Here is a 20,176-nt window from a genome sequence, read left to right as displayed (position 1 = left end):
TCCTGTCCGATGCGGCCGGACGTGCGCATTGCTCCTCCAGTCTGAACGATGTTCCGTGCCGCAGCGGCACTTTTCGTCTCTGTCAGTAAGTTCGGGTCCGCTGGCGTGACCCCGCCGGCTATGGCGCCGCCGATCGAGTTAGCCGGATCGGCGAAAGATGCGGTCGAAGGCGTCTGCGCCGTGGCGCTGGTCCAGCCATCGCGTCAGTTCGCCGAGATCCCCGGTGACCATCGCGGCCACGATCAGCACGTGAAGGTCTTCGGCCTCCCTGCCGCCGATTTCAGCGAGGAACGCCGTGTAGCGGGTGTCTACCTCGCGGTTGTAGGCGGCCAGAGCGGCAAGGTAGCGGTCGATGCCGCAGCCGTAGGTCTCGGCGGAGTACAAGCATGAGGCGAGCTTGGCGCGTTCGGCGCCGGTGAGTTGGCCTGTGGTGTCGTGGAACATGACGCGGTTTGACGCGTCCGCTGGCGCCGACAGGCCGAGAGCGACCGCCGTATGGCGAGCGACCGTCCGGGCCTCCCGATCCGTCGCTCCCTCCATTACCACGCCAAGGTTCCGCGTAGATTCGGCGTCCGGAGGGTCTACAGCGGAGAATGAGAGCCCGCCAGGATCCCGGCGGTTGATCCCGTACCGGGTGCGGAACACCTCAGCTTCGTAGATGACATACTCGCGGAATGTTCCGTAGTGCAGAGAATCGTGTGTGTACGACCGCAGCAGATCCAGCGCTACCAGAGTAGGCGGCGTGCCTGGCTGCGACGGGTGTAGATAGCCGTGCTGGGTGACCACCGCGCCCATCTGGAGGTGCCGGTATCCTTGGCCCCCATGGTGGAACCCGCCATACCTCTCCGCCGATTCTGAACGGATGCCCACCCATACGCGATCTGGCGGAAGCATCCTGTGTAACCCGAGCTGTCCGCAGCGGGCCATTGCTAACGCCGTCCCGACGCGGAAGATCTCCCGAGCCTGCTGGTCCCATGCCCCGACCACAGCGTAGAGCGATAGAAACGTCAGGTCCGGGTGGGCGGGGTGGGCACGGTCCAGCGCGGCGGTTGCTCGTGCGGCAGCGAGCAGCAGACTAGCGTCAGCCCGATCTGCCAGCCGGCCGCCCAGATGCTCGTTCGGTGCGAGCGGCTCGTGTTGCGACCGCCAGATCAGCGCGCCGTCTGGATCAGGAGCCGATGAGAGTCGTGTGTCCCTTCCGGTAGTTGGTCCGGCGGGAACCATCTTGCCTCCAGGATCTCCGAAGGGTTGATTTTGAGCTTGCCGCCGATGAAAGTGGCCGCGTAGGCGACCTCGACCCGTAGTCTGTAGCCGCTTTTCAGGTGCACCAGTTCGGCGACCTCCACATTGAGCCCTGTTTCCTCGCGAACCTCGCGAACGATCGTGTCCTCGAATCGCTCCGACGCTTTCGCGTATCCCGTCGGCAGGCCCCACTGTCGGCGTTCCGGCCATAGCCGGTGGCGCAAAAGGAGCACGTGACCGTCGCTGTTCGTCACAACCCCAGTGACGCCGATCATGAATTTAGAGTGCGCCGCCCACAGTACCCACCACTGCGCCGGGCCACGAATTGCCTTCCACGCTACCTCCAGCACTTTCTTCATCGCGCTTTCCTCCGGTTCCGGCTTCTGGGCTTGTCCGCGTCGACGATGATGCCGGATCCCGTGCTGTATCGCCCGCCGGCCCGCCGCGCCGGCATCAGGCGATCGGCCGGAGGATTGCACCCGCAGGCCGAAGTGAGAGCCGTAGCCTGTGGCGCTGTAGTACCGGGGCCGACCCTGGCCGCCCGACCAGCCGCCCGGCACGTCCCGTGCGGTCATTCGGATGCGTGCCCGCTCGTCCTCCGTCCCAGATAACCGACTGCTTCTGTGGCACCTCGGGCCGGCATCCGTGCTGCCGGCCCGAGGGCCTAGACGTAGCCTGCCGGTGGCGCACTGTCGCGGGTAGTGGCAGCACTAGGGGCATGATGGTCATGTGGCAGTCGGAGAACTTGTGCGAGAACTGCGCTCGGCGCGAGGCTGGTCCCAGGGCCGGCTAGCTGACGAGCTTTGCCGGGTAGCCGGCCGCACGACAGTCACCCGCGAGACGGTGTCCCGCTGGGAGACGGGAAAGATCACCTGCCCTGACCCGTACTGGCTCCGGCACCTCGCCGCCGTCCTCCAGGTGCCGCTCCAAGTCTTGGAGAATGAAAAGTTGGACCGCCGCAGGTTTCTGACCGATCTCGCCGCCACGTCGATCGCCCCACTCGTCGCGAGCGACCTCATTCACGCTGGGTTCAGTGCCAGACTCCAGGGCCACGGCCCAGACGTCGACGAGTGGCACGAAAAGCTCGCCACGTACGGCGCCGACTACATGGCCCTTGGCGCGGCCGAGATCCAACGGCGCCTGGCCATTGACCTGCTCGTTCTCCAACAGCAACTAGATCGACCGGAGCTTTGGGGCGTATCCGCCAAGCTCGCCACCCTCTTCGGGAAGACCTTCCCCGGGGCTGACGGGTCCAAGGCCGTGGATTGGTACCGGACAGCCGCCACCGCCGCAGACCGATCCCAAGACGACCAGACCCGAGTCTGGGTACGCGGGCGGGCAGCGATCGCCCTTGGCTACGAAGGAGCCTCGCTCGGCATCGCGGAGTCCTTCGCCCGCCAGGCATTCGAGATCTCTGACAGGCCGTCACTCGGCCGACTGAACGCCGTCATGGGCCTCGCCCACGTAGCAGCGATCCGAGGCGACCGGACCACCGCGCTTGACCTGCTCACCGAAGGCCGACGCATTTTCGACGCCGCAGGCTCTGAGGAACAGACGTCCGACTACGCCGTTCCTGAGTGGCGCATGAACGTGTTCACCAGCCTCCTACACGCCCGACTCGGCGACGAGCGCGACGCAGTGGAAGCGCAGGACACCGCCCGTAGCCTGCTTCCATCGTCGCTTCCACGATTCGCGACTCATCTTGAGCTGCACCGTGGGCTGATGCTCGCGCGGGCCGGTGACCGCGACGGCGGCACCCAGTACGCACACGCCGCCATGGACCGTCTACCTCCGGACAAGCACTCGTTGACCCTGCGCCTACTGGTCACGGAGGTTGAGCGAGCAGCAGGCAGGCGCGATCCACAGCGCGGATGACCCCACGGACGCCCTTCGGCGCGCAGGTCGATGATCGCCGTCGCAGACTTTCTGTACATCTTCAAGGGCGGCCTTCGGCCGCCGTGGTGGGGTGCGCCGTGCGCGCCGCACGCGCCGCTCCGGGTGGGGCCCGTCAGCCCCGCCACGCCCCGGGGCCCCGCCTCGCTTCGCTCGGCACCCCGGGCGTGTCGGGTCTGCCACCCACCCGGAGCGTCGGAGCGTCGGCCCGTCGCACCCCACCACCAGGACGGTGAAGGCCACCGCGGAATCCGTCAGTAGGCAGCGCGATACCGCAGGCATGACAGTGAGCCGGGCGAGTCCGGTTTAGTGCTCGGGGGCCAGCCCCCGAACCCCCGGCCGCCTCCGGAGAGGGGACAGGGCAGGGCGGGAGTCCGCGTGTCTCCTCCGGTGAGCAGGCACCCAGAGGGTTGCCACAGGAACCCCGACCGCGCAAGACCGCCACCCGACACGATGAGCGCAGGCAACGACGGGCGGATCTTGCACGGCCGAGAACCCTGTAGCAAAGCAGAGCTTGCCTGCCCACCGGAGAAGCCCCGCTCAGCCAGGGGTATGACGGGGCAGAGCCCCGAGGCCCCGGAACGGCGACGGCCGGCAACCCTGTGCAGGATCGTCGGCCGCCGCCGTCCACCTGGACTACGAGCCGTGCCGATCCGACCGGCAGCCGCACCGGCCCCGTGTCCCGTCTCGCAGCAGGCCCGCCAGTGCGACGACCGTTTCCGGAGCCTCCCGCCTGACCAGGTCGAAGACACGGGCCCCGATCGCCGAGTCCGCCGCCGCCGAGATCAGTTCGTAGGCCGCGACCTGGTACGGGGTCAGGCCACGGTCTGGCACCGCCGCGACGTCCGGTACCCAGCCGCCAGGGATCGTCACGGCTTCCTGCCCACCGCCGGGCCCGCTGGACGATGCCGCCGGGTCGGGTACACCGTCCGGGAACCGGCGGAATAGCAGCACCACTCCCGCGTGCCGTGCGGGCATGTGATCGACGAACGACGCCGGGGGGAGCCCCGCCGCGACGGTGCCGATCTCGGCTGGAGTCGCGCCTACCTGTACTTCCAGGCCATATCCGCTGTCTGGCAGCGTCAGGGCCCGCACCAGCGGCCAGCCGTTCACGCCGCCACCCCCGCCGCCGAGCCGAGGGCACCCACGATCAGGTCCGAGACCAGCGGCTCGACCGTGTCCCAACCGGTCGACGCGATCAGCAGCCGCACCCCCGCGTGGCGCAGGAGAACCAGCTCCCGGGCAATCTCCCGCTCGTTTGCGCCGATGGTGTCCAACGCGTCGACCACGACCACGTCATACCGACGCATCCGGACCAGCCGCCGCACCGTCGCCCACGCACGGCCACGGCCGCCACCGGTACCGATCTGGCAGACCTCACCACCCGCGACCCAGCCACGCTCCGCGCACGCCGCCCGAAACGCCCGCCGCTGGTCTGCGAGCCGATCCGCCCCAACTCCGTGACGGGTGAAGGCAACAGCCCGCACCCCATCTGCCATGATGGCCATGGGTTCCACTCCTTGCTAGCTCAAGGTTTGGGATCAAGGCCCGGGATTGGTGTTAGCGCACCGTCCCGGGCCGCCTTATTGAGTTGTCGTTCTGCTTACCATTGTAAACCGCCGTGCCGGTAAATGCAGCCGAATCCGAGAATCCCGGTCGGAGCCATTCACGGCAAGATCAGAAGAATTGGCCGTAAAGGCCCCTGGAATCGCCGTAGACAACATCAATCTTAGGGCTACATTCTCATACCGGGCTAAACGATCATCGGAGTTCAGAGATTAGCCCCAGCCATCCGGCAGACACGGCCGGGCCGCGACCCGAGAGCAACGCCCACCAGGACCAGCCCGCCGAGCGCGACGCCCACCAGGACTACACCCACGACGACCAGCCGGCCACCGCGCAGGCTCTGCGCTGGTCAGGCTGCACTGATCTGCGCCGCAGGTTGGGTGAAGTCCCGCCAGTCGTGTTCGACGCGGCGTGGATCGAGAGCCCCACGGATTCCACGTGCCTTCATCGGCTTACCCGTCCGAGGACTGACCCCGACGACCGGGGCGGGCAGGACCCGGAAATAGGCGAGCAACGACCGGACCGCGTCCCGACGCGCCGCCATTGTCATGCCCTCCCAGTTCGCCCGTACCGCGTTCTCGTCCTCCCGTGCACCATGGGCGAGTTCCCGCAGACTGGCAGGCACCGCGAGCTTTTCCAACCGCTCCCGCGCCGCGCCGAGTTTGATCTCCAAATCGTCGATCGCGTCGAGCGCGGCCAACCGGGCACGGCCGGAACGGTTCTTCACCTCCGCGCCGAGCTCGGCTAGCTCCGCTTCGATCCCCTCCACCTCGGCTTCCGCCTTACGGATCACGTCGTTGTCAGCAGCCGTCAGGCTGGCGAACAGGTCCGGGCGCGCCATCCGCGCCACCACCAGACGCATCACGTAGTCGTCCGTGTCTTGCTGGTTGACCACCGCGTGGCGACTACCCGACGAGCACACGTACACCCGCACCCCACGTGCGTTGCCCACCGCGACCGGCGCACCGCACAGACCACACGTCGCGGTGAACGACATCAGGTTGGAATAGGCACCCGGAGCGCGGCCCCGGACCGCGTGCACCGTGGCGATCTTTTGGAGAGCGTTCTGGGCCGCCGTCCACTGCGCCCGACTCACCAGCGCACGCCAGCCCTGCGGCACCGTCGTGGGCATCTCGTCACCGAAGAAGGTGTGGACCCGTTCCGCGAGGTAGGCGCGGTTCTCGCACGCGGTACGGACGATGCGCTCATCCCAGCGCTTCCCCGCCCGAGGCACCGGCGCGCCCTTGCCATTCAGCCACCGGGCCACGCTCGCCAACGAGTCACCCCGCCCGACCCGATCGAACATCTCCGACGCCACCGCCGACCACGCCGGATCGACCTCCCGCGCTGTCAGCTTGCGGGTGCGCGGGTCATAGACGTTGCGATACCCCAGCGGCGCGGCACCCGTCGGCTTGCCCGAGCGGACGTTGTCATCGACACCGTCCTTGACCCGCTTGGACTTTTTCGCCGACTCGTCCGCGTTGTCGATCCCGTCCTCAAGCAGCGTCTTGTGATCACGCCACACCGACAGGTCATACAACCGCCGATCCGCCTGCACATACAGGCCCACCCCGCCACGGCGCAGCTCGTCGAGGAACGGCGCCCACGTCGCCATCTGACGATCCGCCCGCGACGTCTCCCGGACCCACACCAGATCCACCGCACCGGCCGCTACAAGATCCAGCACCTTTGCCCATTCCGCGCGCGGCGCACCGTCCTTGCGGTACATACTGGCTGACTGTCCAGACTCGGCATGCACAGCCACCACAGCCCAACCGTGGTGGCCAGCGTCCTCCTGACCCATCCGGACCTGATCAGCCGTCGACGTCCCGCCAGCGGCAGACCGGCGGGCATAGATCACCACCCGCAGCGCCGCCCCGCTCTCGCTGCCTGCACCAAACGTCCTGGTCACGGATCGTTGTAGCGTCATAAGTAAGATCATATCATTGTGAGTGCTGAGACTCAGGGAACTATAGGCCTGCCCATCCGACACGGTTCGGCTTGGGTCAGGCGGGCCAGCTGACCGTCTTGGTCTCGGTGAAGATCTCCAGGCCTTCGAGGCCGCACTGGCGGCCGATGCCGGACTGCTTGTAGCCGCCGAACGGGGCGTCGGCGCCGTACCAGAGGCCGCCGTTGAGGCCGAGCGTCCCGGTGCGGATCCGGCGCGCCAGGCCCTTGGCCCGGTCGAGGTCGGCCGACGTGATCACCCCGGACAGGCCGTAGACGGAGTCGTTGGCGATGCGGACCGCGTCGTCGTCGTCCTCGAAGCCGATGATGACGAGCACCGGGCCGAAGATCTCCTCCTGGGCGATCGTCATGCCGGGGGTGACGTCGGCGAACAGCGTCGGCTCGACGAAGTAGCCGCGGTCGAGGTCCTTGGGCACGCCGCCGCCGAGCACCAGCCGGGCGCCCTCGGCGCGGCCGGACTCGATGTAGCCGAGCACCCGCTCCTGCTGGCGGCGGGAGACCTGCGGGCCCTGCAGCACCGACGGGTCGGTCGGGTCGCCGTACTTGACGCCCTCGAAGGCGGCGGTAGCCAGCTCGATGGCCTCGTCGTAGCGGGAGTTCGGCACGAGCAGCCGGGTCGGCATCGCGCAGCCCTGGCCGGCGTGCATGCAGACCATGGCGGCGCTGGGGATGGCCTGGGCGAAGTCGGCGTCGTCGAGGAACAGGTTGACGGACTTGCCGCCGAGCTCGAGGAACGTCGGCTTCACGGTGGCGGCCGCCGCCGCCATGATGCGCCGGCCGGTGACGGTCGAGCCGGTGAAGGCGACCATGTCGACCAGGGGAGAGGTGGAGATGACCTCGCCGACGAGGTGGTCGGACGAGGGGACGATGTTGACGACGCCCGGCGGGATGTCGGTGTGCTCGGCGATGAGCCGGCCGAGCCGGGTGGTGTTCCAGGGGGTGTCCGGCGCCGGCTTGAGCACGCAGGTGTTGCCCATGGCGAGGATCGGGCCGAGCTTGTTGAGCGCGATCTCGAGCGGGAAGTTCCACGGGGTGACCACGCCGACGACCCCGACGGGCTCCTTCCACACCTCCCGGGCTGAGAGGTAGCCCATTCCGAAGGCGTCCTTCGCCTCGAGTGTCCGCGTCCACGGGAACGACTCGATCTGCTCGGCGGGCCAGCGCAGCGCCTCCCGCAGCGGCGCGTCGAGCTGCGGCCCGTAGGTCGTGATCACCGGGCAGCCGACCTCGGCGACCAGCTCGGACCGAAACTCCTCCACCTCGGCCTCGATCGCCGCCTGCAGCTGCAGGATCGCCTTCTTGCGGCCGGCGTGGTCGCGCGCCCAGTCCGACTGGTCGAACGCGGCCCGGGCCGCGGCGACCGCACGTTCCATGTCGGCGCGCGACCCGTCGGCGGTGACCCCGAGGACCTCCTCGGTCGCCGGGTTGACGTTGTCGAAGACCCGGCCGCCCTCGGCGTCGACGAGCTTGCCGTTGATTAACATTCGCTGCTCGGACATCAGTTCTCCGTAAGGGCTGGCGCGGATCGGGAGACGACTTTCCTGGGCAGTGGGAGTGGCAGGTCGGCGTAGGTCACGATTCCGGGCGGCGCGGCGACTACGGCGGGGATGGCGTGCACCGCCGGCATGGCCGTCATGACCATGCCCAGAACCATGAAATCCGCGAAGGTGGTTCCCTGGAAGTCGGGGGGCGGCAGAATTTCGACCTTCGTCCGGATCGTCGGGCGGCCGTGGACCTCGATGAGATAGCCGGTGTCCATCTTCCAGTCGGGCTCCAGGGACTGGCCCTTGCGCCACCGGAAGCGCAGGTCGACGATGGTCCGCCCGGCCACCTTGCCCTGCCAGCTGCCGGCGATCCCCGCGACGCAGCCGGCGTCGATCTTCCAGGAGCCGAGGTCGAGATCCTCGGTGGTCTTCGCGTACTCCGCCTCGCAGACCACCTCGTCGAACTCGACGCCGAGGGCCGCGCCGAGCAGCCGGACGGCGTCCTCGAACACCCCGGTGCCCTTGGTGGTCATCGCCAGCAGGTTCGGGTCGTCGATGGGGCGGGCGAACCCGACCGGCAGCTCGGTGGCGGGGGAGTCGTAGCCGGTGGCGTCGGCCGTCTCGCTGACCACGATCTTGTCGACGCGGTCGCAGCCGGCGGCGGAGACCATCGCGATCAGGTTCGCCAGGCCCGGGTTGATGCCGGAGCCGAAGACGGAGGACTGGCCCTGGGCACAGGCCTCCTGGAGGCGGCCACGGCCCGCGCCGAGGGAGTGGCCGGTGATGAACCCCGCCGTGCTGACGATGTTCGCGCCTGACTCGAGGATGCGCACCATCTCGTCGACGTCGAGCCACATGGGGTTGTAGACGACGCAGTCGGGCTTGAGCGCGAGCAGCGCGTCGACGTCGTTCGTCGCGGCCACCCCCGCGGGGGCCGTGCCGCACAGCTCCCCGACGTCCTTGCCGACCTTGTCGGGCGACCACGCGTAGCAGCCGACTAACTCCAGGTCAGGATGGGTGAGTATGGCCTCGACCGACTGTCGGCCGACGTTGCCGGTGGTCCACTGCACAACCCGATAGGTCATCGCGCATCTCCGCTCCGGACGCGACAAGCTGGACACAGCGCTGGGCGTCCTGGTGAAGGTTCTACCTCGTGAGAGGCAAGTCATCTAGATGTATCGCGCAGGTTTCCCGGCCTCCGGGCGTCTGCGTCCCCAGCCTCCTCGCTCCGTTAAATATATAGATGTATCATGCTCAGGGCTGTGCGGACCGGCCCGGTGGAGCCCAGAAAGGATGTCGCCGTGACACCGGCCAGCCACATCGTCGTCGAGCTCGGTCTCTCCGTCGCGATCGACGGCCCGCTGGCGGTGGGACGCGCCGCGGTCGTTCCGGAGATCTGCGTGCCGGGGAGCGTCGTGCCGCGGACCTCGGTCCTGGCCACCTGGGCCGACGTGATCACCGGAACGCTCTGCATCTCCGCGATCGCGCCGCGCATTCCGCTCACGCTCGATCTCGAGGTCCAGGTGTTCGAGCCACCCGTCGAGGGGGACACGGTCACGATCGAGGCCAGCATGGTCAAACTGGGCCGGACCGTCATGGTGACCGAGGCCAGGTTCCACGTGGAGGGGTCCGCCGCGCCGGCCGCGCTTGCGCTGGTGTCGTTCATCGCCTCACCGGATCCGAGCCACGTCTTTCCCCCCGACTTCCGGCCGCCGCTTCGGCAGGAGGCCGGCCGGCTGTCGATGCCGTTCGCCGAGCGGGCCGGGTCCGTGGTCGAGAACCCCGGGACGGCGGAGGTCCCCCGGAAGCTGGACGGGCTCAACGCGTCCGGCGGGATCCAGGGCGGCCTGGTCGCGCTGGCCGCCGAGGAGGCCGCGGCCTCGCTGTCCGACACCCCGGTGTTCCTGGAGTCCCTGACGCTGCGCTACCTGAGGCCGTTCGCGGTCGGCCCGGCCCGGGCGACGGCCGAGCGCCACGGCGACACCTGCCTGGTGCGCCTGACCGACGCCGGCGTCGGCAGGCTCAGCGCCCTGGCGACCGCCCGTCTGGCGGCCGCGCCCCGGCTGCGTCCCGCCCGGCCATAGCCCCAGGGCGCGGCTGCCGCGCGGGCGCAGATGCCGCGCGGGCATTGAAGACATATAGACGTATGGCCTAACCTCTGCGAGCAGCGCAGGAGCCGTCGCGCGAGGAGGCCGCATGGACATCGAACGGGCTCGGACGTGAGCCCCGACCCGGTACCGGACGACGAACCCGGCTTACCCGCCGGCGACGACCCAGGCGCACCGATCGACACCGTCAGCGTCGACGCACAGCGCGCGACCGACCCCGACCCCGACGGCGTCGACGGCGTCGACGCGCGGCGTATCGCGGCCTGGCTGAGCGAGAGCCTGGACCCCGCGGTGTCGTCGGCGGTGGTCAGCAAGCTGCCCGGCGGCCACTCCAGCGGGGTGTGGCGCGTCGACGCCGTCATCGGCGGCGACGGCGTCCGGCCGATGATCCTCAAGGCTCCCGGGGAGCCGAGCGTCGTGTACCGGCGGGACGCCTGCCGCGAGGCGCGGATCCTCGCCGCCATCCGGGGGTTGGGCGGGCCGGTCCCGGACGTGCTCGCCGTCGACACCGGCACCGCCACCGGCCGGCGATGCTTCGTCATGGAGCGCGTGGCGGGACGCGGGCTGGCCGACTCGTCGATGGCGGGCCCGCACGAGGACGCCTGGCTGCGGACCGTCGACCCGGATGCCCGGCGGGCGATCTGGGACTCCTTCCACGACGCGCTCGCCGCCCTGCACGCGGTCGACGCGCGCCAGGTTCCCGACGCGAGTCACGGCCCGCGCGGCGTGCTCGACGTCCTCGACTACTGGCGGGCAGCGCTGCTGGACGCCGCACCGGCGTCCTCGGTGCCCAGGCAGCTCAGCGCGCTGGACTGGCTGCGGGACCACGTCCCACCGGGCGCCGACGACGCGCCGGCGGTCTGCATGGGCGACGCCCGGATCGCCAACTGCCTCATCGACGGGAACGAGGCACGGGCGCTGGTCGACTTCGAGGTGGCCTACGTCGGCAATCCCGCCGCCGACGTCGCCTACAGCATCTTCTTCGACGACCTGCACCGGTCAGGCGCGCAACAACCGCTCGACGGGCTTCCGTCCGCCGCCGAGACCTGGGACCGGTGGAGCCGCGCGACCGGCCGGGCCGTCGACGACCCGGCCTACTGGACGGCCTTCGGCGTGACGATCCTCTGCGTCACGGCCACCCGGGCGATGATCCAGTGGGGTCTGGCGGACGAGGGAATCGAATCGGCCAACCCGCTGGTCGCCCGCTGGGAGGCGTGCGTGGAAAGGGCGACCCATGCCTGAGTCATCCGCGAGGTTCACCGCCGACGACGAGAACGTGCATCCGTCCGACCCGGACGACTGGTCGTGGAACGAGTCCTGGTACTTCTCCTGGATCGACCTGGACGGCGGGCCAGCCGGTTTCTTCCGCGTCGGGCTCCTGCCGAACCAGCGCCGGGCGATGCTCTGGTGCTTCGTCCACGTCGACGACGCGTGGCTCGGCGTCGAGGAGTCCCGGCTCGTGCTCGCCGATTTCGACCTTGCCGCCGGGCATTCCTACGACAGGTGGGCCCTTCGGTTCGGCTGGCGCCCGGAGCTGCCGCTGGCCGGCGCGCGCTTCACCTTCGCCGGAACGTTGCTCACCCGGTCCGGCGCCGACGCGGGCGCCCAGGTGCCCGTCTCGATCGACCTGACCTGCGCGGCCACGAGCGAGCGCGTCGGCGCGGCACCGGGCACCGACACGCCGCGGCCGTCGTATCCGGCCGACCGCTTCGAGCAGTCTCTCCGGGCGTTCGGGACCGTCGCCGTCGGCGGCGACGCTCGCCCGGTGCGCGCCGGCGCGCACCGGGACCGGTCGTGGGGGCCGCGCGAGTGGCGGCTGCCGTTCGCGATCGGTGACCTGCAGGGCGGCGACCGCCAGCTCTACTTCGTCGGCTCGCCCAGGTACGGCCGCGGCTCCGGATACCTGCGCGACGGCTCCGCCGAGCCGCGCCGGCTGCGCTGGGTCGGCGGGACCGTCGGGTACGACGACAAGACGCGGACGATCACCCCTGGAACGCTGCGCTTCGAGGACGCCGACGGCGCCCCGATCGAGGTGGAGCTCGAACCGATCATGCCGAGCGTCTCCTTCGACATGGCCCACACCTGCCAGGAACCGGAGCAGTGGCCGTACTGGCGCACCCTCGTGCGGGCCAGGGTGCCCGGGTGGGACGGTCCGTGCCGCGGCTGGTTCGAGGCCAGCCGCTACGAATCCCCCTGAGTTCGTCTGGTCGGCTGGTCATCTGGCTATGGCTGGGCGGTCTTCTCGTATTCGGCGACGATCGGGGCGAGCTCGGCGGGGGTGGCGCCGTGCATGATGACGCCGTCGCAGCCGAGGGCGAGCTGGTTGCGGACGGCGGCGACGCACTGGGCCGGGGTGCCGGTGGCGGCTGGTTCGAGCCATTCGGCGGGGATGAGTGTGGCGGCGTGTTGGAGCTGCTCGGGGGTGCCGGTCACGTCGAGGCCGCGGATGCCGGCGATGATCGGGTCGGCCCGGTACCGCTCGAGCACCTTGGGGTCCCAGCCGTTGGTGCGTACGAGCAGGTCGCCGTACCCCTCGAGGTAGGTGCCGAGACGGCCGACGAGCTTCATGAGCCGCTGGTCGGCGGGGACGTGTTCGCCGACCGTGGCGAAGCAGGACCAGACCTTGACGGAGTCGGGGTCGCGCCCGGCCTCCTCGGCGGCGCGCTTCACCGTCGCGACGGCGCGCGCCGTGGTCTCGTCGGTGAAGAAGGTGTGCAGCACGACCTGGTCGAAGACCCGCCCGCCCAGCTCGAGCGTGTTCGGCCCGAACGCCACGATGCCCATCGGCAGGTGCTCGTCGAGCGTCGCGTCGAGGTGGAGCACCGGCCAGGAGCCGGCCGGACCGTCGTGGCCGATGATGACCTCGCCACGGAAGAGCCGGCGCATGAGGTTGGTGAAGTCCTCGAGCTGCGCGGTCGTCACCCGGGGGATGCCGTAGATGTCCTGCATCCGCGGGACCCCACGGCCGAGCCCGAGGACGAAGCGACCGCCGGTGAGGCTCTGCATCGTGCGGGCGTAGCCGGCGGTCACCATGGGGTGGCGGGTGTTGTGGTTCGTGGCCCCGGTGGCGATGGTGATGCGTTCGGTGACGGCGCCCGCCGCGCCGGACAGGGCCGCGGCTTCCTTCTTGTTGAACCGCTCCGAGATGTAGGCGGTGCCGAGGCCGAGCCGTTCGGCCTCGGCGGCCTCGACGACGATGTCATGCGACGACTTCGGCTGCCCGGCCAGCAGGTAACAGGCAAGCTCCTCGTGCACCCGGCCGGTGTCGCTCGCGCCATTCGCCGTGGCGGTGTTCATGGTTTGCTCCCAGAAGGACGTCAAGCCGGCACCAAAGATCTAAAGGGATCTCACCAGGCAACAGCCACCCGCGCAAGCGGCCTCCGCCGGTCCAGCGAGCTCCAAGCTGACCTGCTCGTCGGCCGGCGTCAGGCGGCCTCCTGCGCCGAGACCGGTCGCGCTGGGCAGCCTGGGGCGTCGAGTGGGACGTAGCTGTCGATACAGGCCTATTGAACCGGCACCGGTGTGGGCGGAGGCTCCGGACACACCGGGCAGTCCAGTAACTACTCGCGTCGACAGGTTGACTTCGGTGTCGAGGATCCGCACGATCGGACTGGTGCCGTTCCCATCGCGGTGGGGATGGAAGTGAGCCCCGGGACTTCCTGCCGGACGACAGGGCCCGGGGCTTCGCGCTGCGTAGATCGGTCAGCATTCGATGGAGATGACCGTCAGTCGGGATGAGACCGTTTCGAGGAACTGCGGATCCCCTGTGCGGTCGCGTGTCACAGCTCCGCAGATCGCGTCGGCGATCCAGAGGAGGGCTTCCTCTGGGCCGGGCCTGTGGTCCATGCGCAGCTGGCCCCGGACTACCTTCTGGGTTCGCAAAATGTCGAGCATCCCGCGGTCACGCTGATCGTCCTTGCGGCCGCGCGACTCGACCACGACCTGCTCGACCCCGAGCTGGTCGAGTTCAAAGAGCATGCGTTCCAGGCAGTGGCGGCGCCGGCGTTCGCTGCGCTCGCCTTCTCTGCCGTCGCGGATGACGACGATGTGCTCAAGAGCGATCGACGCGACGGTTTCCATGATCTGGCGACGGCGCTTCTCCTGCTCCGCGCGCCAGTGAACCTTGACCTGTCCGGGAAGCAGCAGGTCGCGCATGGTGGAGCGGAGCTGATCGAGCTTGGCGGGCTCGCAGATTGCCGCAGCCAGCAGGTAGGTGTGGGGATCGCGAGCCTGATCGGAGCCGGACTCGTCCAAGTAGGCGTGGAACATCGGATCACCGCCGCGCCGCGGTCGCCGCGCACGGCATGAAGGACGGGATCCAGACCCCGATGGGGTCGACGGACAACACGACGGTGCTCCACACCCGCGCCTCGTCCCCCGGATATGACGAAGCGCTGTTGAGCAGCGTCCACCGTCGAGCCAGCCACGCCTATCCGGACGTGCCTCTACGTAGAGGCGGGCCTGCCGGAAACCGGGGCCGGCAACCCAACGTCAGGATGACGACGTGACTCCCGCGCGTGTATGCGGACGAATCCGCCCCCCGTGGCGCAGGTGCTTGCGGTAGATCATAGCCAGAACTTCCCGCCAGTCGGTCCGCGGGCCCGAGTCATTCGGGGCCAAGACTCACAGGGCCCGCACCGCGGCGAGCACAGCCAGCGCCGGGCTCGGCGTGCCAGCGAACACGGCTCTGAGGTGACAGAAGTCGACCTGGCCGGTGAGCTGGGCTGTGCGCTGCGCAACATCAAAGCGTCCGCATCAAGGCGTCCGCCGCGAAGGGCCACACTCACCTGCAGAAACGTGACACGGATGTGAAGACCTCCCAGCGACCAAAGATCGCTAGCCCAGAAAGCGATCCAGGCGCGTCCCTAGGGGCATCCTGCCGCGACCGGTGGAGATCGGTGCGCGCCGCGGAACGCGAAGATCCACCGGTCGGAGCACGGTTGTCCATGCGGCATGTTCCGTCCTGCTGGTTCGCCGGGGACCTGATGACGCGCGGCGCGCGGCGGGTGCGCTGACTGCCCGCGGCGCACGGCGAGGTTGGCTCGCATGCTCGCATGCTCGCCTGCTCGCTGAGCCGTCGAGCCGCCTCCGGGCCGTCGAGCCGCTGGCGGGCCGTCGAGCCGCTGCCTGGCCGTCGTCCGTCGTGCCGCCGAGCCGCTGCCGGGCGGCCGGGCATCGTGCCGTCGAGCCGCCGGGCGGCGGCCGGCCGGTGCACGCCGCGGAACGCGTCTTCGGCACGGCTCGTGGCTCACGCCATGGACGTGACTGGCGGCGGCCCAGGCTGGGGCCGGCCGTCGGAGGTACGGGCGGGTCCCTGACCTGGAAAAACTGTCGGACCGGCGTGCGATCGTCGTGGCATCGACGGGCGGCATCGACGGCCCGTTACTGGGCCTGGCACTCCTTGACCTCGGTGGTGGCGATGTCCGACGAGAAGTTCGACGCTGAGAAGATCAGCGGCGCGGAGAAGATCAGCATGGTGGGATCCGGCTCGGCCGGGCTGGAGGTGGAGACGGCTCCGCTGCCCGAGCTGGAGGCGGAGATCTGTGGGTGGGCGGGGCGAATCGCGGCGGCGACGTGCCAGATGTTGCGGGTACTCGCGGCGTTCGACCGACGTCAGGGGTGGTCGGGGCTCGGGATGTCGACGTGCGCGCAGTGGCTGTCGTGGCGCTGTGGCATCTCGGTCCGCACGGCGCAGGAGCACGTGGCCGTGGCCCGGGCACTGGAGGGGCTGCCGGCGGTGCGGGCGGCGTTCGCGGCCGGGCGGCTGTCGTACTCGAAGGTACGGGCGGTGGCGCGGGTGGCCGAGCCGGCGTCGGAGCCGTCGTGGCTGGCTCATGCGCTGCACTGCACGGCCGGGCAGCTGGAGCGGCTCGTGTCCCGATTTCACCAGCTGACCGCGGACCCGTCGGAGCAGTCGGCGGCGCGGAAGGTTTCGTGGCGGACGGGCTCGGACGGCCTGTTCCGGCTGTCGGCGGTCCTGACGGCGGAGGAGGGCGCCCGGCTGTCGGTGGCCATCGACGCGGCCCGGGCGGCCCTGGACGACGTCACGCCACCACCGGTCGACGGCGAGCCCGGGCCTGTGTCGGTGGACGGCGAGATAGTGGCCGCGCCGCGTGATCGCCGCGCTGACGCTGACGCCCTGGTCTCGCTCGCGGAGGGATTCCTGTGCCGGCCTGTGCCCGCGCTGATGGACCCAGCGCACACGCTGACGGTGCATGTTGACGCGGAGACCCTGCTGGTCGGTCAACTGGTGGCCGGTGAACGGCTCGCCGCTGGGCGGGGAGACGGAGGTGAGGGCGGGGCCTCGCCGCCGACCGCCGACGGAGCGGGCCGGGACTGCGGCAGCGGGCTGTCAGCGGGGGAGCGGTCCGCGCGTGGAAAGGTGGTGGAGAGCGCGGTGGCGAGTAGCAGGATTGCGACGGCGGACCGGTCCACGACAGGGAATCGGTCCGCGCCGGACGACCAGTCCGCGACGGGGAACGAATTCGCGTTGGACGAGCGGTCCACGTCGGACGACGGGATCGCGGCGGCTGGCGGGTTTGCGGCGGTGATCGGAAACGATCCGGTCAGCCGGCTGGCGCGCGGGCTGCTGCGGTGTGACGCCGGCCCTGGCATCGGCCTGCCTCGGGCGGTGCTGTCCCGGCTCGGGTGCGACGTGCTCGTGCGCGCGCTCGTCCAGGACGACGCGGCCAACCCGTTGGCACTCGGGCGACGGCGTCGGCTGCCGACCCAGCGGCTCCGGGAGGCGGTCTACGCCCGGGACCAGGGGATCTGCCAGTACCCGGGTTGTAGCCACACTCGATGGCTGCAGGCCCATCACCTGCGTACCTGGGCGGCGGACGCGGGTGCGACGGACCTGGAGAACCTGACACTGCTGTGTTCCCGGCATCACCGACTGATCCACGACGAAGGCATCGCGCTGCGCCGCCGCGACGACGGCAGGATCGTGGCGACGCTGCCGGACGGCTTCGAGATCGTCCCGGCGCCCCGTCTCGACCAGCGCGCGGATCTGCCAGATCGGCGGCGCCACTCCGGCGGGGATTCCGATCCGGTCGAGCAGCTGATCGCCGCCACCCGACACGTCGACGACGACGCGATCCACACCCATGGCGGCGGCCGCCTCAGCTGGGACGACTCGCTCTACGTCCTCCTGCAACATCTCCAGCCATCGGGCGCGCGGTAGGCCGGGTGACGTCGGGTCGTCCTCGGCCGGCCGAGCACCAGCCCGCTGCCACGGTGCCCGGGGCTGGCCAATGGCCTCGATTGTGGGCTCGGCCATTGACCGCAGCGAACGGCCAACTGCAGCGAAGCGGCGAGGTGTACAGCGCGAGGTGTGATGGGCAGTTGAGCGACGCCGCGAGGCAGGTCAGGTCGCAACGTCACCGAAACCGGCCGGCTATGCCTGGTGTGTGTACTGAGGGCGCGGCCTCGTGGGTAGCCGGCGGTGGTCACCGCCTCCACGCGGCCCTCGGAGGACAGTCCCGAGATGAGGACCGCCCCACAGAAGTTCGGCGACGAGCGCCAGGAGCGGGTAGATCGGCCCGATCATTTGGTGATCTCGGAACATCCGGTCTTTCGTAGGTTCTGGTACGCCGCCTGTCTGGCCCGCAGCCTGGGCGACGAGCCGGTGGCGTTGACGGTGCTGGGCACCCCTCTTGTGCTGTGGCGGCCCTCCGCGGACGCCCCAGCCAGCGCCGCGCTGGACCGGTGCGCGCACCGGGACGCACCGCTCTCACGGGGCTGGATCGCGAACTGTCACCTGGTCTGTCCCTACCACGGCTGGGAATGGGACGGCGCCGGACGGACGAGGCGCATTCCGCAGTTCCCCGACGCGCCACACCCGACGAAGAGCGGTCTGACCATGGTCGCGACGCGAGAGCGCTACGGGATGGTGTGGGTGTGCCTGGCCGACGATCCGATCGTGGACATCCCGCCGTTGCCGGAGTACGACGACCCCGCGTGGCGGGTAGTGCCGGAGTACGAGTTCGATTTTGCGTGCACCGCGCCGCACCTGCTGGAGAACAACTTCGATCCGGCACATATCGCGTTCGTGCACCGGAACACGTTCGGAAACCCGGACCGCGCCGAGTTGGCCGATACGACGGTCACCCGCGAGCCTTACGGCCTGCGCTCGTGTGGTCAGGTCAGTGTCGAGTCCCGCCCCGGTGAGACCGGGGCGACGACCCGCACCACCGTCTCCGACCTCTACGCGCCGTTCTTCGCGCGTATCCATATCGCCTATCCGGACGGTCTGCGGCACCTGATGATCAAAGCGATCACCCCGGTCGACGACGAACGGTGTCGACTGGTACAGATCGTCCTGCGCACGGACACCGAACAGGACCGTCCGGCCGCCGACATCCTGGCCTTCGACATCGCCGTCGAGACCGAGGACCGAGCGCTGCTCGAGCTGCTGCCGACGCCGTTCCCGCTCGCGCGGCACCTGAACGCCCACGCGCGCGCCGACCGTAACAGCCTGGCGATTCGTCGCCTGTGGACCGACCTGGTCACCGGCCGTTGGGTACCGTCATGACCCGCAAGAAGCACGCCATGACGCGAGCCTGACCTGTGCCAACGCCTGTGCCTGCTGACACAGATCGATCGTGGGTCTTACCAACCGGGAATCCACCGCGCTGTCACCCTCGGCAACCGGGTGATCGATCGGCCGTCGCGCCGTCCTCAGCCGAGTTTCGGGCCCGGGGTGAAGCGGATCGGGAGGTGGCGGGGGCCGGAGATGAAGTTCGACTGCAGCCAGGTGGTCGGCCCCGCGGGCTCGATGTCGGGCATCCGCGTGAGGATCTCGCGCAGCAGCGCGGCGATCTCGACGCGGGCCAGGTGGGAGCCGAGGCAGAAGTGCGGGCCGCCGCTGCCGAAGGCGATGTGGTCGTTGGGGGAGCGGGTGATGTCGAACGTCTGGGGGTCGGTGAACACCCGCTCGTCGCGGTTGGCGGAGCCGTAGTACATGACGACCTTGTCGCCCGCGCTGATCTTCTGGCCGCGCAGCTCGGTGTCGGTCGTGACGGTCCGGCGCATGTAGACGACGGGGCTGACCCAGCGGAGCATCTCCTCGATCGCCGGGTCCAGGCGGCCGTCCAGGTCGGCCGTCAGCGCGGCCCGCGCCTCCGGGTGCTCGAACAGGGCGTGCAGGCCGCCGCCGACGAGCTGGCGGGTGGTGTCACCGCCGGCGTCGATGAGAAGCATGAAGAACAGGTTGAAGTCCATCTCGTCGAGGCGGTGGCCCTCGACCTCGGCGGCCAGCAGCCGGCTGGAGAGATCCTCGCCGGGGTTGCGGCGTTTGGACGCCTGGAGCTCGCTCGCATAGGTGAACATCTTGATCGCCGCGTTGAGCTGGGTGCCTTCCGGCACGGTGTCCGGAACGGCGTGGATCAGCTCGGTCAGCTTGTAGAGCTCCCGGCCGTCTTCCAGTGGCATGCCGAGCAGGTCGGCGATGACGAGGGACGGCATCTCGCCGGCGAGGTCGTCGACGAGGTCGCACTCGCCGCGTTCGATGACCGCGTCGACGATCCGCCGGGCGAGCGCCTCGACCCGGTGCGTGAGTGGCTTGACGGAGCGGGGCACGAAGTCGGGGCTGACGAGCTTGCGGTATCTGCTGTGCCGAGGCGGGTCCATCATCAGCATCATCTGGTGGTCGCCCACCGAAGCGCCGTCGCCGTGTATGTCGGCGATCTGCACGGACGGCGAGTTGGAGAACGTGCCCGGGTCGCGGGCGACGTGCCGGACGTCCTCGTAGCGGGTGACGGCCCAGAAGCCGGGGCCGTCGGGCTCGTCGTGGCGGTGTACCGGGTCGTGCTCGCGCAGCCAGCTGAACTGGTCGTGTGGCTGGCCGTTCGCGAACGACGCCGCGTCGAGCAGGTCGATCTTTGGCGCGGTGGCGGTGCTCGCCGCTGTCATGCT

16 protein-coding genes are annotated in these 20,176 nt (G+C 69.6%); 6 read left to right on the top strand and 10 right to left on the bottom strand.

Annotated features, from left to right (window positions below; all coding sequences use genetic code 11):
- Window positions 1-138: 138 nt before the first annotated feature.
- Window positions 139-795, bottom strand: coding sequence for a hypothetical protein (locus FRCN3DRAFT_RS54220; protein ID WP_007509084.1), 657 nt, complete (start codon window positions 793-795; stop codon window positions 139-141).
- 356 nt (window positions 796-1,151) lie between these two features.
- On the bottom strand, window positions 1,152-1,601 hold the full coding sequence (locus tag FRCN3DRAFT_RS0222315) for an NUDIX domain-containing protein (protein WP_007509086.1): 450 nt from the start codon (window positions 1,599-1,601) through the stop codon (window positions 1,152-1,154).
- A 370-nt stretch (window positions 1,602-1,971) separates the two neighbouring features.
- Here FRCN3DRAFT_RS0222315 and FRCN3DRAFT_RS0222310 point away from each other — a divergent pair, with 370 nt between their 5' ends.
- Window positions 1,972-3,117 (top strand): helix-turn-helix transcriptional regulator, encoded by a 1,146-nt coding sequence (locus FRCN3DRAFT_RS0222310; protein ID WP_035925092.1) that lies wholly within the window; start codon window positions 1,972-1,974, stop codon window positions 3,115-3,117.
- 654 nt (window positions 3,118-3,771) lie between these two features.
- Here the strand turns inward: FRCN3DRAFT_RS0222310 and FRCN3DRAFT_RS45690 are convergent.
- From FRCN3DRAFT_RS45690 to FRCN3DRAFT_RS0222285, 5 genes are all read right to left on the bottom strand, one after another.
- A complete protein-coding gene (locus FRCN3DRAFT_RS45690) occupies window positions 3,772-4,248 on the bottom strand; it encodes a hypothetical protein (protein ID WP_007509089.1) in 477 nt (158 codons plus the stop codon).
- The gene (locus tag FRCN3DRAFT_RS0222300; RefSeq protein WP_007509091.1) at window positions 4,245-4,643 is read right to left on the bottom strand and encodes a recombinase family protein; all 399 of its coding nucleotides are present in this window, start codon (window positions 4,641-4,643) and stop codon (window positions 4,245-4,247) included. The genes FRCN3DRAFT_RS45690 and FRCN3DRAFT_RS0222300 overlap by 4 nt, the downstream gene beginning before the upstream one ends.
- 407 nt (window positions 4,644-5,050) lie before the next feature.
- A complete protein-coding gene (locus FRCN3DRAFT_RS0222295; RefSeq protein ID WP_198536018.1) occupies window positions 5,051-6,631 on the bottom strand; it encodes a recombinase family protein in 1,581 nt (526 codons plus the stop codon).
- 76 nt (window positions 6,632-6,707) lie between these two features.
- Window positions 6,708-8,168: an aldehyde dehydrogenase family protein gene (locus FRCN3DRAFT_RS0222290; RefSeq protein ID WP_007509095.1), complete on the bottom strand. Its 1,461-nt coding sequence runs from the start codon at window positions 8,166-8,168 to the stop codon at window positions 6,708-6,710.
- Window positions 8,168-9,238: an NAD(P)H-dependent amine dehydrogenase family protein gene (locus FRCN3DRAFT_RS0222285; RefSeq protein ID WP_007509097.1), complete on the bottom strand. Its 1,071-nt coding sequence runs from the start codon at window positions 9,236-9,238 to the stop codon at window positions 8,168-8,170. The genes FRCN3DRAFT_RS0222290 and FRCN3DRAFT_RS0222285 overlap by 1 nt, the downstream gene beginning before the upstream one ends.
- A gap of 216 nt (window positions 9,239-9,454) precedes the next feature.
- Between FRCN3DRAFT_RS0222285 and FRCN3DRAFT_RS0222280 the strand changes: the two genes are divergently transcribed.
- The 3 genes from FRCN3DRAFT_RS0222280 to FRCN3DRAFT_RS0222270 all read left to right on the top strand — a co-directional run bounded on the left by FRCN3DRAFT_RS0222280 (window position 9,455) and on the right by FRCN3DRAFT_RS0222270 (window position 12,458).
- Window positions 9,455-10,237, top strand: a complete 783-nt coding sequence (locus FRCN3DRAFT_RS0222280) for a hotdog domain-containing protein (RefSeq protein WP_035925088.1) — start codon at window positions 9,455-9,457, stop codon at window positions 10,235-10,237.
- 135 nt (window positions 10,238-10,372) lie between these two features.
- On the top strand, window positions 10,373-11,503 hold the full coding sequence (locus tag FRCN3DRAFT_RS0222275; RefSeq protein ID WP_007509101.1) for a phosphotransferase family protein: 1,131 nt from the start codon (window positions 10,373-10,375) through the stop codon (window positions 11,501-11,503).
- Complete coding sequence (locus FRCN3DRAFT_RS0222270; protein WP_007509103.1) at window positions 11,496-12,458, top strand: hypothetical protein; 963 nt, start codon at window positions 11,496-11,498, stop codon at window positions 12,456-12,458. Before FRCN3DRAFT_RS0222275 ends, FRCN3DRAFT_RS0222270 begins: the two co-directional genes overlap by 8 nt.
- Before the next feature lie 26 nt (window positions 12,459-12,484).
- Here FRCN3DRAFT_RS0222270 and FRCN3DRAFT_RS0222265 read toward each other — a convergent pair whose 3' ends face one another.
- Together FRCN3DRAFT_RS0222265 and FRCN3DRAFT_RS0222260 are read right to left on the bottom strand one after the other, a co-directional pair.
- Complete coding sequence (locus tag FRCN3DRAFT_RS0222265; protein ID WP_007509105.1) at window positions 12,485-13,558, bottom strand: TIGR03857 family LLM class F420-dependent oxidoreductase; 1,074 nt, start codon at window positions 13,556-13,558, stop codon at window positions 12,485-12,487.
- A gap of 405 nt (window positions 13,559-13,963) precedes the next feature.
- Window positions 13,964-14,530: a DUF3800 domain-containing protein gene (locus FRCN3DRAFT_RS0222260; protein ID WP_007509107.1), complete on the bottom strand. Its 567-nt coding sequence runs from the start codon at window positions 14,528-14,530 to the stop codon at window positions 13,964-13,966.
- Between the two features lie 1,150 nt (window positions 14,531-15,680).
- Between FRCN3DRAFT_RS0222260 and FRCN3DRAFT_RS0222250 the strand changes: the two genes are divergently transcribed.
- Together FRCN3DRAFT_RS0222250 and FRCN3DRAFT_RS0222245 are read left to right on the top strand one after the other, a co-directional pair.
- On the top strand, window positions 15,681-17,444 hold the full coding sequence (locus FRCN3DRAFT_RS0222250) for an HNH endonuclease signature motif containing protein (RefSeq protein WP_007509109.1): 1,764 nt from the start codon (window positions 15,681-15,683) through the stop codon (window positions 17,442-17,444).
- A 303-nt stretch (window positions 17,445-17,747) separates the two neighbouring features.
- Window positions 17,748-18,794, top strand: coding sequence for a Rieske 2Fe-2S domain-containing protein (locus tag FRCN3DRAFT_RS0222245; RefSeq protein ID WP_007509111.1), 1,047 nt, complete (start codon window positions 17,748-17,750; stop codon window positions 18,792-18,794).
- A gap of 146 nt (window positions 18,795-18,940) precedes the next feature.
- On the opposite strand, the gene FRCN3DRAFT_RS0222240 is transcribed toward FRCN3DRAFT_RS0222245, so the two are convergent.
- Entirely contained in the window at window positions 18,941-20,173 is a 1,233-nt protein-coding gene (locus FRCN3DRAFT_RS0222240) for a cytochrome P450 (RefSeq protein WP_007509113.1), read from the bottom strand.
- Window positions 20,174-20,176: the final 3 nt, after the last annotated feature.

The sequence above is a fragment of the Pseudofrankia saprophytica genome, assembly GCF_000235425.2.
GTDB classification, from domain to species: Bacteria; Actinomycetota; Actinomycetes; order Frankiales; family Frankiaceae; genus Pseudofrankia; species Pseudofrankia saprophytica.
This window is presented reverse-complemented; position numbering and strand designations above follow the sequence as displayed.